The 14,641-nt window shown below is 70.5% G+C and carries 14 protein-coding genes and 1 tRNA gene; 5 read left to right on the top strand and 10 right to left on the bottom strand.

The annotated features are described in order from the left end of the window. Nucleotides 1-115 precede the first annotated feature (115 nt). Complete coding sequence (locus ACFKCF_RS16510; RefSeq protein WP_394494425.1) at nucleotides 116-700, bottom strand: ANTAR domain-containing response regulator; 585 nt, start codon at nucleotides 698-700, stop codon at nucleotides 116-118. A gap of 95 nt (nucleotides 701-795) precedes the next feature. Here ACFKCF_RS16510 and ACFKCF_RS16505 point away from each other — a divergent pair. Further along, nucleotides 796-868: transfer RNA gene (locus tag ACFKCF_RS16505), tRNA-Leu, on the top strand. A 337-nt stretch (nucleotides 869-1,205) separates the two neighbouring features. Here the strand turns inward: ACFKCF_RS16505 and ACFKCF_RS16500 are convergent. Together ACFKCF_RS16500 and ACFKCF_RS16495 are read right to left on the bottom strand one after the other, a co-directional pair. Next, on the bottom strand, nucleotides 1,206-1,472 hold the full coding sequence (locus ACFKCF_RS16500) for a hypothetical protein (RefSeq protein ID WP_394494423.1): 267 nt from the start codon (nucleotides 1,470-1,472) through the stop codon (nucleotides 1,206-1,208). Between the two features lie 22 nt (nucleotides 1,473-1,494). Further along, nucleotides 1,495-2,223, bottom strand: a complete 729-nt coding sequence (locus ACFKCF_RS16495) for an SDR family oxidoreductase (protein ID WP_394494421.1) — start codon at nucleotides 2,221-2,223, stop codon at nucleotides 1,495-1,497. Nucleotides 2,224-2,294: 71 nt separating this feature from the next. Between ACFKCF_RS16495 and ACFKCF_RS16490 the strand changes: the two genes are divergently transcribed. The 3 genes from ACFKCF_RS16490 to dapD are packed head-to-tail and all read left to right on the top strand — an operon-like array spanning nucleotide 2,295 to nucleotide 4,629. Then, nucleotides 2,295-3,296, top strand: a complete 1,002-nt coding sequence (locus ACFKCF_RS16490) for a LysR family transcriptional regulator (protein WP_394494419.1) — start codon at nucleotides 2,295-2,297, stop codon at nucleotides 3,294-3,296. Continuing rightward, nucleotides 3,220-3,642 (top strand): pyridoxamine 5'-phosphate oxidase family protein, encoded by a 423-nt coding sequence (locus ACFKCF_RS16485; protein WP_394494417.1) that lies wholly within the window; start codon nucleotides 3,220-3,222, stop codon nucleotides 3,640-3,642. Before ACFKCF_RS16490 ends, ACFKCF_RS16485 begins: the two co-directional genes overlap by 77 nt. Nucleotides 3,643-3,666: 24 nt before the next feature. Then, nucleotides 3,667-4,629 carry a 2,3,4,5-tetrahydropyridine-2,6-dicarboxylate N-succinyltransferase gene (gene dapD / locus ACFKCF_RS16480; protein WP_394494415.1) on the top strand — a complete coding sequence of 321 codons (963 nt, stop codon included), beginning with the start codon at nucleotides 3,667-3,669 and terminating at the stop codon, nucleotides 4,627-4,629. Between the two features lie 517 nt (nucleotides 4,630-5,146). On the opposite strand, the gene pyk is transcribed toward dapD, so the two are convergent. The 6 genes from pyk to ACFKCF_RS16450 form a co-directional block, all read right to left on the bottom strand. Further along, nucleotides 5,147-6,577 carry a pyruvate kinase gene (gene pyk / locus ACFKCF_RS16475; RefSeq protein ID WP_364832680.1) on the bottom strand — a complete coding sequence of 477 codons (1,431 nt, stop codon included), beginning with the start codon at nucleotides 6,575-6,577 and terminating at the stop codon, nucleotides 5,147-5,149. A gap of 35 nt (nucleotides 6,578-6,612) precedes the next feature. Beyond that, the gene (locus ACFKCF_RS16470; RefSeq protein ID WP_394494414.1) at nucleotides 6,613-6,963 is read right to left on the bottom strand and encodes a DUF2784 domain-containing protein; all 351 of its coding nucleotides are present in this window, start codon (nucleotides 6,961-6,963) and stop codon (nucleotides 6,613-6,615) included. Then, complete coding sequence (locus ACFKCF_RS16465) at nucleotides 6,960-8,681, bottom strand: S8 family peptidase (protein WP_394494412.1); 1,722 nt, start codon at nucleotides 8,679-8,681, stop codon at nucleotides 6,960-6,962. The genes ACFKCF_RS16470 and ACFKCF_RS16465 overlap by 4 nt, the downstream gene beginning before the upstream one ends. 133 nt (nucleotides 8,682-8,814) lie before the next feature. Then, a complete protein-coding gene (locus tag ACFKCF_RS16460) occupies nucleotides 8,815-10,314 on the bottom strand; it encodes an MDR family MFS transporter (RefSeq protein WP_394494411.1) in 1,500 nt (499 codons plus the stop codon). Nucleotides 10,315-10,400: 86 nt separating this feature from the next. Then, on the bottom strand, nucleotides 10,401-10,982 hold the full coding sequence (locus ACFKCF_RS16455) for a TetR/AcrR family transcriptional regulator (protein ID WP_394494409.1): 582 nt from the start codon (nucleotides 10,980-10,982) through the stop codon (nucleotides 10,401-10,403). Between the two features lie 109 nt (nucleotides 10,983-11,091). Continuing rightward, a complete protein-coding gene (locus tag ACFKCF_RS16450; protein WP_394494408.1) occupies nucleotides 11,092-12,153 on the bottom strand; it encodes an aldo/keto reductase in 1,062 nt (353 codons plus the stop codon). A 93-nt stretch (nucleotides 12,154-12,246) separates the two neighbouring features. On the opposite strand from ACFKCF_RS16450, the gene ACFKCF_RS16445 reads away from it, so the two are divergent. Continuing rightward, nucleotides 12,247-13,077, top strand: coding sequence for a helix-turn-helix domain-containing protein (locus tag ACFKCF_RS16445; protein ID WP_394494406.1), 831 nt, complete (start codon nucleotides 12,247-12,249; stop codon nucleotides 13,075-13,077). Between the two features lie 40 nt (nucleotides 13,078-13,117). On the opposite strand, the gene ACFKCF_RS16440 is transcribed toward ACFKCF_RS16445, so the two are convergent. After that, nucleotides 13,118-14,596: a glutamate synthase subunit beta gene (locus ACFKCF_RS16440; RefSeq protein WP_394494404.1), complete on the bottom strand. Its 1,479-nt coding sequence runs from the start codon at nucleotides 14,594-14,596 to the stop codon at nucleotides 13,118-13,120. Nucleotides 14,597-14,641 lie beyond the last annotated feature (45 nt).

Raw genomic sequence — 14,641 nt, 5'->3', positions numbered from 1 at the left:
CGCCCATCAGTTACGCGCCGGGACACCTCCCACGAAAAGCACTCGAAGCCGGTTGGATGCCCACTCGTGACCACACCACAACCCACCGGCCCGAAAGAGCTGATATTGGCCTTCTTCAGCTCCGCTCGGCCGCGTCGTCTATAACGATCTGAGCAACCTCACGCATGCTCAACCGCCGATCCATCGACGCCTTCTGGATCCACCTGAACGCCTGCGGCTCACTCCAGCCGTGCTGCGTCATCAGCTGACCCTTGGCCCGCTCCACCAGCTTCCTGGTCTCCAGCCGCTCCGACAGGCTCGACACCTCGGCCGCCAGCGCCACCATCTCCTCGTGCCGACTGACCGCCATCTCGATCGCCGGCACCAGATCCGCCTTGGTGAACGGCTTGACCAGATAAGCCATCGCCCCCGCGTCCCTGGCCCGCTCGACCAGGTCACGCTGGGAGAACGCGGTCAGGATCAGGCACGGGGCGATCCGCTCGGCCACGATCCGCTCGGCCGCCGAGATGCCGTCGAGCACGGGCATCTTCACGTCCAGGATCACGAGGTCCGGCCTCAGCTCGGCGGCCAGCCGGATCGCCTGCTCACCGTCCCCGGCCTCGCCCACGACGACGTAGCCGTCCTCCTGGAGCATCTCCTTGAGGTCGAGGCGGATCAGGGCCTCGTCTTCCGCGATCACTACTCGCCGCTGCGTACTCACGAGCAGAAGAGTACCGATGTCCGGTACATTAGAGCCACGCTGGCGGTCGGCAGGCGATCTAGCTCGGCGCTAGGATGCACCGTAAATCCGGAAATGCCCCGGTATTCCAACGGCAGAGAAGATGGCCTCAAAATCCATTCAGTGTGGGTTCGAATCCCACCCGGGGCACTTTTCAACCGCCCGGCCTCTCGACCGGGCGGTTTTGTCATACCCGCCTGCGCCACTCTCCGCATGCACGAGCTCGCTCTACGCAATCGTACGCTACGCCTGCTGGAGTCCGGGCTGAGCGTCGTCGAGGCGAGTCGCCAGACCGGCGTCAGCCCGAGCACCATCCGCCGGTGGCGCGAGGTGCCCGAGACTCACTCCCCCATGGCCCACGGTTGCGCCCGTTGTGCGCCGATTCCGCTCTCTCCGGCGCCCGCCGACGGCTATGCCCACCTGCTCGGTCTCTACCTCAGCGACGGCCACATCGTGCGCTGCCCAAGGGGGTCCACCTGCTCACCGTCTACTGCGACGACAGCCGGCCCGGCCTCATCGAAGAAGCCGCCGCCACCATGGCGCGGGTGATGCCCGCCTCGGCGGTGAGCCGGCGCAGGCGCAACGGCTGCACCGAGGTCAGGAAGCCTTTCCAAGCACTGGCCGCACCTGTTCCGCAGCACGGCCCCGGTAAGAAGCATGACCGCCCCATCGGCTCGGCGTGGCCTGGCGGTTCAACAACCGCGACGAGCTCTCGGTCGCCCGACGAGAGGCGGTGGAGCTGCTCGATCTTCACGTCGGCCCGAAATACTGACCGGTCACCAGGGCACGATCCCGGCGTCGTCGAAGAAGCCGCCCGTCGGGCCGTCCGGGCCGAGGGTGGCCAGGCGGATGACGACGGCGGCTCCGTCCGCGGCCGTGCGCGTGAGCTCGTACGGCAGGTCCCTGGTGAGGTCGGTGGCGCAGGCGCCCGGGGCGGCGGCGTTGACGAGGATGCCTTCCTCGCGCAGTTCCTTGGCGTACTGGACGGTCAGGGAGTTGAGCGCGGTCTTGGACACGGGATAGGTGGCCGAGGGCGGCAGGGCCGACATGTAGTGGCCGGGGTCGGTGTGGTGGGCGAGGGAGCCGACGCCGCTGGAGACGTTCACGATGCGGGCCGCCGGTGAGCGTCTGAGCAGGGGGAGCATGGCGTTGGTGACCATGAGGACGCCGACGACGTTCGTCTCGAACACCTCCCGGACGATCGACGGGGACATGGCGCTGGGCGGGTCGCCCATGGGGCCCGAGATGCCGGCGTTGTTGACCAGCACGTCGAGGCGGGTCAGCGTGGCGGCGGCGGCGTCGATCGTGGCCGGGTCGGTGACGTCCAGCACGACGGGGCGCACGTCGCCGCCCTCGGCGCGGAGCCGGGCGGCGGCCTCCTCCCCCCGCGCCCGGTCGCGGGAGCCGAGCAGCACCGTCATGCCCTTGCGCGCGAGCCCGGCGGCGACCTCGTATCCGATGCCCTTGTTCGCCCCGGTCACCAGGGCTGTGGTCTTGTCCGTCATATCGGGAAGCACACCATCGCCGGCCGTTCCGGGGCCAACACCCGGTGGGTCATGGGCCATACCCTGAGGGTATGGAAACGCGCGAGCTGGCCTATTTCGCCGCCGTCGCGGAGGAGTTGCACTTCGGGCGGGCGGCCGAGCGGCTCGGCATGGCGCAGCCGCCGCTGTCGAGGGCGATCCAGAAGCTGGAGCGGCGGCTCGGGGTGACGTTGTTCGACCGGTCGGGGCGGCGGATCTCGCTGACTCCGGCGGGCGAGGTGCTGTTCAGGGAGGCGGCCAAGGTCCTCGACGCGGTGGCCGCCGCGACGGCGCGCACTCAGCGGGCCGGGCGCGCCGAGCCCCGGCTGGTGGTGGCGATGAAGGCGGGCGGCGACGGCGGCCTGCTGCCGGAGATCCTCGCCGCCTACCGCGTCCATCCGGACGCCGTCGAGGTGGACCTGGTCCTGTGCGCGGTGACGGAGCGGGCGCGGATGCTGCGTGACGGCACGGCCGACGTGGCGTTCCTGCACAGCCCGTACGAGGATCTGGCGGGCTTCGACAGCGAGCCGCTCCGGGAGGAGGGCAGCGTGGCGATCGTGCGGCCCGGGCACCGGCTGGCGACGCGGCCCTTCGTGCACCTGGCCGAGCTGGAGGACGACCCGACGCCGTGCTGGCCGGGCCGGCATTCCGACCTGAACGATCCCTCCATGCTGATGCAGCTGGTGGCGTTGGGGCGGTTGATCGCGGTGGCCCCGGAGTCGGTGCGGGATCAGCTGCGGCGGGATCTGGTGTGCGTGCCGGTGCTCGACGGCCCCCCGACGACGGTCGTGCTGGCCTGGCCGGAGGGGGCGCGGTCGCGGGCGCTGGCGGCGTTCGTCCGCACGGCGACGACGGTCGCGGCCCGGCATGCCACCGCGAACGGGGATCACCTGGGCAAAGCTGCGATTGAGCAGCTTTCGGGACCGCTCCCACCGGGAATAGCCGTCTCAAGATCGATGCAGACGGGGGTGGGGCGGCATGCCGTTGAGCGTGGCGGCGAGGGAGGCGTTCCTGGCGGAGCCGCACATCGCGAGCCTGGCGGTGGAGACGGGTGACGGGCGCGCGCCGCTGATCGTGCCCGTCTGGTACGACTACGTCCCCGGCGGCGAGATCCGCTTCCTGACGGACGGCGATTCGCGCAAGGCCAAACTGATCGCGAAGGCGACCAGGTTCTCGATGCTGGTGCAGCGGGCCAGCCCGACCTACCGGTACGTGTCCGTCGAAGGGCCCGTCGTGCACTCGGGGCCCACGACGCTGGAGGACCTGACACGCATCTCCTCCCGCTACCTGCCGCCCGACGCGGTGGAGGGATACGTGCAGGGCTCGGACCTGCACGTGCTCATGACGTTCCGGATGCGGCCCGAGCACTGGCTCTCCGCCGACCTGGGCGCCCTCGGCTGACCCGGAAACGGTATTTTTGGGCCCGTGACTGCTATCGATCCCACCTCGACCGGCGCGTTCGGCGTCGGCCTCGCGACCATCGCCGCCGACGGCACCGTACTCGACACCTGGTTCCCCGCCCCCGAGCTGGGCGACGCGCCCGCGACGGGCACGCAGCGGCTCTCCGCCGGCGAGGCCGGTGAGCTGGCCGAGCTGACGGGTCCCGACGCGGCGCGGGGCGTGGAGGTGGTGGCGGTGCGCACCGGCATCGCCAAGCTCTCCGAGGCGCCCGTGGACGCCCACGACGTCTACCTGCGGCTGCACCTGCTGTCCGCGCGCCTGGTCAGGCCGCACGGGGTCAACCTGGACGGCGTCTTCGGCCTGCTCGCCAACGTCGTGTGGACCAATTTCGGCCCCTGCCCGGTGTCCGACTTCGAGCGGACGCGCCTGCGGCTGCGGGCGAGGGGCGCGGTGACGGTGTACGGGGTGGACAAGTTCCCGCGGATGGTGGACTACGTGCTGCCTTCCGGCGTCCGGGTCGCCGACGCGGACCGGGTGCGCCTGGGCGCCCACCTGGCGAGCGGCACCACGGTCATGCACGAGGGCTTCGTGAACTTCAACGCCGGCACGCTGGGCGCCTCCATGGTCGAGGGCCGCATCTCGGCCGGCGTGGTCGTCGGCGACGGCTCCGACGTGGGCGGCGGCGCCTCCATCATGGGGACGCTGTCCGGCGGCGGCAAGCAGGTCATCTCGATCGGCGAGCGCTGCCTGCTCGGCGCCAACGCGGGCATCGGCATCTCGCTGGGCGACGACTGCGTGGTGGAGGCCGGGCTCTACGTGACGGCGGGCACGAAGGTGACGCTCCCGGACGGCACGGTGGTGAAGGCCGCCGAGCTGTCCGGCTCGAACGGGGTCCTGCTGCGCCGTAACTCGCAGTCGGGCGCGGTGGAGGCGGTGCCCCGCACGGGCGGCGGCATCGAACTGAACGCCGCCCTGCACGCCAACTGACACACCGACCGCTCCCACGGGCGGCGCCCTGACAACCAGCGCCGCCCGCCGACGGCCCCGCTGACCCCGCGGGTGGCGCCCACCCCTCGACACAGCGCACGTCGCTGGGCGCATGGCGGTGGGGCCGCCGTCAAGCAAGAGCAGGCAGCACCGTGGGCGCCCTGCATCCCTCGGCGCACGGCCAACCGGAGCACGCAGGCATCCTCCGCGCACGGCCAGGCCGGAGCCCGAAGGCGCCCTGGGCGCACCGCACGTCCCCTGGCGCGCCGGTCAGGCGAAAACCACGGAGATGGCTCACGGCACGCTGCTACGGCGGCGCGCCGGTGAGGCGGGTGAGCGTCTCCCTGGAGGGCCCTCAGCCACGGTCGGCGGATGGTTCCGACCGTGGCCGGCCGTAAAAAACCCTAAAAGCCCTAGCCACGGTCGGCGGGTGGTGCCGACCGTGGCTAGCCAGAAAAGACCCCAAAAAGCCCCAGCCACGGTCGGCGGACGGTGCCCGCCCACGAAGCCGTAAAATTCAGTGCGCGTGGGAGACGGCGGAGCCGATGGTGTGGACGCGCAGGGCGTTGGTGGAGCCCGGGGTGCCGGGAGGCGAGCCGGCCACGATGACCACCTTGTCGCCCTTCTCCAGCCGCCCGGACGACAGCAGCGACGCCTCCACCTGCCGCACCATGTCGTCGGTGTGGTGCACGAACGGCACGTGGAACGTCTCCACCCCCCACGTCACCGACAGCTGCCCCCGCACGTGCGGCGACGAGGTGAAGGCCAGCAGCGGGATCGGCGAGCGGTAGCGGGCCAGGCGGCGGGCCGTCTCGCCGGACATCGTGAAGGCCACCAGCGCCTTGGCCCCGACGACGGCCCCCACCTCGGCCGCGGCGCGCGCGATGGCGCCGCCGGTGGTCTCCGGCATGCGCTCCAGCTTGTGGGTGGCGTGCAGGGACGTCTCCTCGGCGGCGCAGGCGATGCGGTCCATCGTGGACACGGACTCGATCGGGTAGTTGCCGACCGACGTCTCGCCCGACAGCATGACCGCGTCGGCGCCGTCCATGACCGCGTAGGCCACGTCGGAGGCCTCGGCGCGGGTGGGGCGCGGGGCGTTCATCATCGAGTCGAGCATCTGGGTGGCGACGATGACCGGGTGGGCCTTCTCGCGGCACAGCTCGATGATGCGCCGCTGCACGATCGGCACCTGCTCCAGCGGCAGCTCGACGCCGAGGTCGCCGCGGGCGACCATGATGCCGTCGAAGGCGTCGACGATCTCGGGGAGGCGGTCGACGGCCTGCGGCTTCTCGATCTTGGCGATCAGCGGCAGGCGTACGGCCTCCTGCTCCATGATGTTGCGCACCACGTCGGCGTCGGACGGGCGGCGGACGAAGGACAGGGCGATCATGTCGAAGCCGGTGCGCAGCGCCCAGCGCAGGTCGGCCTCGTCCTTGTCGGTCAGGGCGGGGGCGCTGACGTTGACGCCGGGCAGGTTGAGGCCCTTGTTGTCGGAGATCATGCCGCCGATGACGACGCGGGTGGTGATGCGCTCACCGTCGACGCGGGTGGCCTCGAGCACGAGGCGGCCGTCGTCGACGAGGATCGTGTCACCGGGGCGCACGTCGTTCGGCAGCCCCTTGTAGGTGGTGGAGACCTGCTCGCGGTCGCCCGGGACGTCTTCGGTGGTGATGGTGAAGACGTCGCCGAAGCCCAGCCTGACGGGGCCCTCCTCGAACGTGCCGACACGGATCTTGGGGCCCTGCAGGTCGGCGAGCACGCCTACACCGCGGCCGAGTTCGGCCGCCACCTCCCTGACCCGGTCGTAGACCTCTCTGTGCATGTCATGATTGCCATGGCTGAGGTTGAACCGTGCCACGTCCATGCCTGCGGCGATCAGCTCGCGGAGGCGTTCTTTGGACGAAGTGGCGGGGCCTAGGGTGCAGACGATTTTCGCGCGACGAGTCACGAGTCCTACCTTAATTGGTACAGACCACTTGGCAGTCACTGACGACGGAGAACGTAGCCTACGTAAGAGAACAGAACGAGAACGGCAACCCCCAGACGTACCAAGTTCGTGTACTGCTCCGGGTAGATCACGCCCTCGATGTAGTTGTCGATGAATCCGCCGGCAGGCAGCCCGGCCAGCCCGGCATTGCGGCGTCCCCAGTCCTCGATCACGGTGAGCGGGCACTCGACGCCGGTCACGATCGAGACCAGGCCCCAGCCGACCACGGCCAGATGCGCCCAGAGCGTACGCCGCCAGCGCCACGCGAGGAACCCGCCCACGGCCAGGTAGACCAGGAACGCGAAGTGCATCACCATCGCGGCCTCCGCGATGATGCGATACATCATGGTTCGACGGTAGCCGCTTTCCAGGCGTCCACGACACCGTGCCCGAAGAAGCCGTTGTCCGCCTGGTCTCCCTCGCAGACCTGCGTGATGTCCTGGCCGTAGGCCTTGTACACGTACTGGCGGGGCGTGGGGCACGGCTTGGGGGTGGCGGTCTTGTACAGCAGGTCCTCGACGGTGGCCGGGGCCAGTTCGAGGCCGCCCCTGCCGGGTTTGCCGAAGCGGCTGATGAGGATGGCGGCGACTCCCGTGGCGTGCGGGGCGGCCATGGAGGTGCCGTCGAGGTACTGGTAATAGCCGCAGGTGCCGTTCTTGCAGTCCTTGACGACGTCGGCGCCCTTGGGCTCGCCCTTGGCGTCGATCCGCCCGGCGGCCCGCAGGACGTTCTCGGGCGCGGCGCCCAGGATCGAACGGGTGGCCCTGGCGCCCTTGCCGTCCAGCGCGTCGCCGCCCGGCGCGGACACATCGGCCTGCTCGACGCCGTAGTCGCTGTAGATCGCCTTGCGGCCGGAGGGGCCGAGCCCGGCGACCGAGATCACGCCGGTGGACTCGGCGGGCACGTTGATGCAGGAGTTGTCGACCTTGCGCTCCTTCTTCTCGCCCACCGGGTAGCCGGGGCTCTCCTTGTCGACCTTGGGGTGGCCGAGGTCGGTGGAGCCGTTGCCGAGGGCGGAGATGAGCGTGACGCCGCGCTGGCGGGCGTAGTCGAGCGCCCGCTGCATGCCGGTGATGACGGCGGCCTGTTCGAGCTGTTCCTTCTTGGAGTCGGCCTTGTTGGCCGTGCAGTTGAACAGCCAGGGGTCCACGTAGTAGCTCATGTTCACGACGTCCACGCCGATGTCGCCGGCGTAGGTGAGCGCGTCGAGGCTGGGCTTGAGGAAGAAGAATCCGGAGTCCTGGCCGGCTCTGATGTTCACGATCTGCACGCCGGGGGCGACGCCCGCGATGCCGAGGCCGTTGATCGGGGCGGCGATCGTGCTGGCCACGTGGGTGCCGTGGCCGTCGTCGTCCTCGTCCACCGGGTCCTTGCAGCCGCTGACCTCGCACGGACCGTCGAGCGTCTCGCCGTCCTCGTCCTTGGGTTTGTCGGTGACGAAGTTGCGGCTGAGCTCGCGGTTGAAGTTAGGGGCGAGGTCGGGGTGCTTGCCGTCCACGCCGGTGTCGATGACGCCGACCAGCACCTGCTTGCTGCCGGGCGCCTTGGCGTTGGCGCGGTCGGCGCCGATCATCCGCATGTCCCACTGGCGGCCGGCGAGCGGCTCTCCCGAGGCGCCCTTGATGAGCGACCGCGCGTCGGGGAAGGCCACCGTCCGGGCCTCGGCTCCTCCGGTACCGCGGGTGGAGAGGGCGGCCACCGTGCGCGCCTTGGCTCCTCCGGTACGGCGGGTGACGGGGGCGGCGCGGCCGGCCTCGGCGAAGCCGATGCTGCGGTCCGGGGACACCCCGACGACGGACCCGTCGGCGCCCACGCTCTCGACGAACCTGGCGCCACCGCCCGTGGCCGTCAGGTAGCCGAGTTTGGCGTCGTTCGCGAGGGTGGTGCCGCCGGCGCGTTCGACGGCCTGCTGTGCCTGGCGCTGCCCGCCTTCGGTGTAGAAGACGAGGTATTCGGGGCCCGCGGAGGAGACGGGGCGGGAAGGGGTGTCCGATGTGCCGGGCGAGCAGGCGGCCATCGCGACCACGGCGGCCAGCGCTGTCAAGCCCGAGGCGACTCGCCGCATTGTTCCCCCATCCACCCACTGCCGCAGATTCTGCATCTTCCCGACAGTTACCAGGTGATGCAACCTACTGATGAAATTTCGGACTATAGGTGGCTAAGCGGACCCCGGGTGCGGGATCCGCTCGGCCCTGGGCTCAGGCCCGTACGCCGGACTTCGGGGCCGGCTCGGACGGGACCTGGTCGGTCAGCCGTACGTCCCTCAGGAAGGCCAGCAGCAACGCGGCGGCCAGCAGGATCGGCCCCACCCAGGCGAACACCCCGCTGATGGCGTCGGAGAAGGCCAGCTGCGTGGCGTGCCGCGCGGCCTCAGGCAGCGCCTGGATGGCCTCGGGCGTGAGCGAGGCGTGCCCCAGCGCGAGCCTGCCGCTGAAGACACCGCCCAGCACCGCCACGCCCACCGCGCCGCCGACGCCCCGGGCGAACGTGACGGCCGAGGTCGCCGCGCCCCGCTCCGCCGCCGTGGCGCTGGTCTGCACCACCAGCAGCACGTTCTGCATGACCATGCCGAGCCCGGCCCCGAAGAGCACCATGTACGCGCCGGAGACGAACCCGCTGGTCCCGAAGTCCATGGTGGAGAACAGGAACCCGGCGACCCCGGCGAGCGCCGTCCCCGTGACCATGAACCACTTGAACCGGCCGAACCGGTGCACCAGCTGCCCCGTCAGCGTCGACGAGACGACCATCCCGATCATCATCGGCAGCAGCAGCAGCCCCGAGTCCGCCACACTCGCCCCGGTGGCCAGCTGCAGGAACACGGGCAGGAACGTGGCCGCGCCGAGCATCGCGGTGGCCATGAGCACGACGCAGGCCACCGGGATCGTGAACATCCGGTCGCGGAACAGCCGCAGCGGCAGCACCGGTTCGGCCGCCGCCCGCTCCACCAGCACGAACAGCACGGCCAGCAGCACCGCGCCGCCGCCGAGCCCGATGACGACCGGCGAGGACCAGGCGTAGAGGGTGCCGCCCCAGGAGGCGAACAGCGTCAGGCAGGTCAGCACCCCGGAGATGAGCACGGCGCCGAGCCAGTCGATCCGGTGCGGGGAGACGCGCTTGGGCAGCTTCAGCACGGCGAACGCCACGGCCAGCGCGATCACGCCGAGCGGCAGGTTGATGTAGAAGATCCAGCGCCAGGAGACGTGCTGGGTGAGGTAGCCGCCGAGGATCGGCCCGGCGATCGAGGCCAGGGTGAAGACCCCGCCGAAGATGCCCTGGTACTTGGCCCGTTCGCGGGGCGTGACCAGGTCGCCGACGATGGTCATGGTCAGCACCATGAGACCGCCCGCCCCGATGCCCTGGAAGGCCCGGAAGGCGATGAGCTGGCCCATCGACTGCGCCAGACCGCACAGGGCCGAGCCCAGGACGAACAGGACGATGGCCGACAGGTAGAGGTTCTTGCGGCCGTACATGTCGCTGAGCTTGCCGTAGAGGGGCGTGGCGATGCCCGAGGTCAGGGCGAACGCGGTGACCAGCCACGACAGGCTCTCCAGGCCGTGCAGCTCGCCCACGATGGTCGGCATGGCGGTCGCCACCACGGTCTGGTCGACGGCGGCCAGGAACATGGTGAGCATGAGTGAGCCCATGCTCACCCAGAGTGAGCGCCCAGGTGCGGCCTCGGCTGTGGTTGTGGATAGCATTGGTCGTCTCCTTGCTTCTTTCGCGAGGGCAGGAGTGATCGGCGGCGATCGGGGGTGCCACCCCGGTCGCCGCTTCCTCTATGGGGTCAGAGCCCGTTCTCGAGCAGCGTGAACGCCTCTTCCAGCAGGTCCTCCACCGAGCCGCGGCCGGCCGTCGCCTCCTGGATCGCCGAGATGGCCGCGCCGAACGAGGCCACGATGAGCAGCCTGGCGTGCATGGGACCGGTGACGCCCGGACGGCTCCTGACGGCCTCGAAGACCGTTTCCATGATCTTCGTCTCGTCGGCCGCCCTGGCCTTGGCCGCCAGCTCGGGGTGGCGCTTGCGCAGCTCCATGAACGGCTCCATGTCCGTCCAGATCCGCTGACTCCGGACGGCGAAGGTCCGCATGACCGTTTTCAGCGCCTGGAAGGCGGGCTCGCCGGCGGGCCTTTCCGTGAGCATGCCGACGAGCTCCTCAGGGTGCCAGAGAGGCTCCATGACGAGCGCCTCTTCCTTGGAGGCGAAGTAGTTGAAGAAGGTGCGCGGCGAGATGTCGGCCGCCGCGCTGATCGCCTCCACGGTCGCGGCCTCGATCCCCTCGTCGAGCGCGAGCTTCACCGCGGCCATCCGGATGGCCTGCCGCTTCTCGGCCCGCCGACGGTCTCGACGCTGCTGCGGACTCTCCATACCTTGCACTGTACGCAACCCTTGCACACTCTGCAAGCCTTGCAGGGAGTGCAATTCCCCGGACATGCGAAGGCGCCCGCCGTACAGACGGGCGCCTCAACGCAAGGGGTCAGCGGGCGAGGTCGAGCTTGACACCGCCCAGGATGACCTGGCGCGGCATCGGCCGGGCCAGGAACTCGTGCGGGAATCCGAGATCCACCCGGCTGGCCTCCTCCAGCGCGGCCAGCTGACTGTCGCTGAAGCGCACGTCCAGGGCTCCCAGGTTGTCCTCCAGCTGCCCCAGCGTGCGCGCCCCCACGATGGGCGCCGTGACGCCGGGGTTGAGCGTCGTCCAGGCCAGCGCGACCTGCGAGGGCTTGACCACGAGCTCGCCGGCGACCTGCTTCACGACGTCGGCGATGTCCAGGGCGCGCTCGGTCAGCGACCCGTTGGCCGCCGCGACGTTCTTGCGCGTGCCGGACGGGTCGGCGGAGATCTCCTCGGCGAGGTCGTCCCGGCTGTACTTGCCGGTCAGCACCCCGCCGGCCAGGGGCGACCATGGGATGACGCCCAGCCCCATCTCCCGCGCCATCGGGATGAGGTCGCGCTCGACGGTCCGCTCGACCAGGCTGTACTCGATCTGCAGGGCGATCAGCGGCGCCCACCCGCGTAGGTCGGCGATGGCCTGCATGCGCGACACCTGCCAGGCGGGCGCGTCGGAGATGCCCACGTAGAGCACCTTGCCCGCCCTGACCAGGTCGTCCATGGCCCGCAGGATCTCCTCCACGGGGGTGGTGAAGTCCCAGGCGTGCAGGTAGAGCAGGTCGATGAAGTCGGTGTTCAACCGGCGCAGGCTCGCCTCGACCGACTGCACCATGCTCTTGCGGTGGTTGCCGCCGGAGTTCGGGTCGCCGGCCCGCCTGGCCATGGTGTACTTCGTGGCCAGCACCAGCTCCTCGCGCCGTCCCGACGCGAACTCGCCGATCAGCGTCTCCGCGGTGCCCTCGGTGTACTGGCTGGCGGTGTCGATGAAGTTGCCGCCCCGCTCCACGTACGTGTCGAAGATCCGCCGCGACTCGTCCTTGTCCGAGCCCCAGCCCCAGTCCGTACCGAACGTCATGGTCCCCAGAGCGAGCGGCGAGACGCGCAGTCCCGAGCGGCCGAGCAGGCGGTAGGTGTCAAGAGTCGTCATGCCATCAAGGCTGCTCCGGCCGGGATCCAGGGGGAAGGGAAGGCTTTTCCTGGGACGGGCCTTCCTAGGCAGGCGGGTCGTAGGATCGAAGGGATGAACACCGTGGACCAGACCCGCGAGCTCGCCGCCTTCCTGCGCACCCGCCGCGAACGCCTGGATCCGGGCGACGTCGCCCTGCCCGCCCGTCGCGCCCAGCGGCGCACGCCGGGCCTGCGCAGGGAGGAGGTCGCCGAGCTCGCGGGCGTCAGCGTCGACTACGTGATCCGGCTGGAGCAGGGCCGCGGCCTGCGTCCCTCGGCCGAGGTGCTGGAGGCGCTGGCCGAGGCGCTGCGGCTGAGCGAGGACGAGCGGGCCTACCTGTTCGAGCTGGCCCGCCAGCGCCCCAACCGGCAGGCGCCCGCCGCGGAGGAGGCTGGTCCGCTGGCGCGGCTCGTGCTCGATCTGTCGCCGCTGCCCGCCATGCTGCTCAACCACCGCTTCGACATCCTCGCGTGGAACCCGGAGATGGCGGGGCTGATGATGGACTTCGGCACGCTGCCGCCGCAGCAGCGCAACAGCCTGTGGCTGTGCATGCTCCACCCGGGCCTGCGCGACTTCTACCGCGACAGGGAGCGCACGCTGCGCGAGGGCATCGCCGACCTGCGGGCCTCGTGGGCGGCCCATCCCGACGACAAGGCGCTGATCGAGCTGGTCGACGAGCTCACCGCCGGCAGCGAGGAGGTCGCCCGCCTGTGGGCGCTGCGCGACGTCCGGGTGAACGGCCGGGGCCGCAAGCGGCTGCGGCACGCCGTCAAGGGCCCGCTGACCGTCGACTACGAGGTGCTGGCCCCGATCCAGGCCCCCGGCCAGCGGCTGGTCATCTACCGCGCCGCCGACGCCGACTCCCAGCGGGTCCTCGACGCCATCGCCCACGAATGCGCGTGAAAAAGCCGGGACCGCGCTGAGCGGTCCCGGCCTCTCCTCGTTAAACCAGCGGCCGCGCGGTCGGCAGGATCGGGTACGGCAGTGCCGTCTCCCCGGTCAGGTACCGGTCCACGCCCGAGGCGGCGGCCCGCCCCTCGGCGATGGCCCACACGATGAGCGACTGCCCGCGGCCCATGTCGCCGGCCACGAAGACGCCGTCCACCTTGGACATGTACGTCTTGTCACGCGAGACGTTGCCCCGCGCGTCGTAGAAGCCGTCACCGGCGGCCTCGGCCAGGTCCTGCAGCAGTGAGCCCTTCTCCGGGCCGAGGAAGCCCATCGACAGCGTCACCAGCTCGGCCGGGATCTCGCGCTCGGTGCCCGGGATCGGCTTGAACCCGGCCTGCGGCCCTTCGACCTCGACCAGCCGCAGCGCCCGCACGTTGCCGTCGGCGTCGCCGACGAACTCGGTCGTGGAGACCGCGTAGACCCGCTCTCCCCCGCCGTCGGCCAGCTCCTCGTGGGCGCTCTCCATCTTGAACAGGATGGGGAACGTCGGCCACGGCTGGCTGCCGGGCCTGCTCGCCGGCGGCTGGGGCATGATCTCGAGCTGGGTGACGGACGCGGCACCCTGCCGGATCGCCGTGCCGATGCAGTCGGCGCCGGTGTCGCCACCGCCGATCACCACGACGTGCTTGCCCTCGGCCGAGATGGGCGAGGTCTCGAAGTCGCCCTCCTGGACCTTGTTGGACAGCGGCAGGTATTCCATCGCCTGGTAGACGCCCTTGAGCTCGCGCCCGGTCACCGGCAGGTCGCGCCACTGGGTGGCCCCGCCCGACAGCACCACGGCGTCGAACTGCTCGCGCAGCTCGGCGGCGGTGATGTCGACGCCGACGTTGACGCCGGTGCGGAACTCGGTGCCCTCGGCCCGCATCTGCTCCAGGCGGCGCTCGATGTGCCGCTTCTCCATCTTGAACTCGGGGATGCCGTAGCGCAGCAGGCCGCCGATCCGGTCGGCCCGCTCGAACACGACCACGTCATGCCCGGCCCTGGTGAGCTGCTGCGCGGCGGCCAGGCCCGCAGGGCCCGAGCCGACGACCGCGACCCTCTTGCCGGTCTTGACGGCCGGGGGCTGCGGGGTCACCCAGCCCTCGGCGAACGCCCGGTCGATGATCTCGACCTCGACCCGCTTGATCGCCACGGGGTCGGAGTTGATGCCGAGCACGCACGCCGCCTCGCACGGGGCCGGGCAGAGCCGGCCCGTGAACTCGGGGAAGTTGTTCGTGGCGTGCAGCCGCTCGATCGCCTCGCGCCAGTCGGTGCGGTAGACGAGGTCGTTCCACTCGGGGATGAGGTTCCCGAGCGGGCAGCCGTTGTGGCAGAACGGGATGCCGCAGTCCATGCAGCGGGCCGCCTGCTTGGTCAGCTTCTCCCGCGAGAAGTCCTGGTAGACCTCGCGCCAGTCGCTGATGCGGACGTCCACGGGGCGGCGCGCCGGCAGCTCCCGGTCATGCGTGAGAAAACCCTTGGGGTCAGCCATTCGGTACGCCTCCTTTAACCCTGCACGTGCTTCGGCCAGAACAGC

Source organism: Nonomuraea sp. JJY05, from assembly GCF_043496855.1.
In the GTDB taxonomy this organism is placed as follows: domain Bacteria; phylum Actinomycetota; class Actinomycetes; order Streptosporangiales; family Streptosporangiaceae; genus Nonomuraea.
This window is presented reverse-complemented; position numbering and strand designations above follow the sequence as displayed.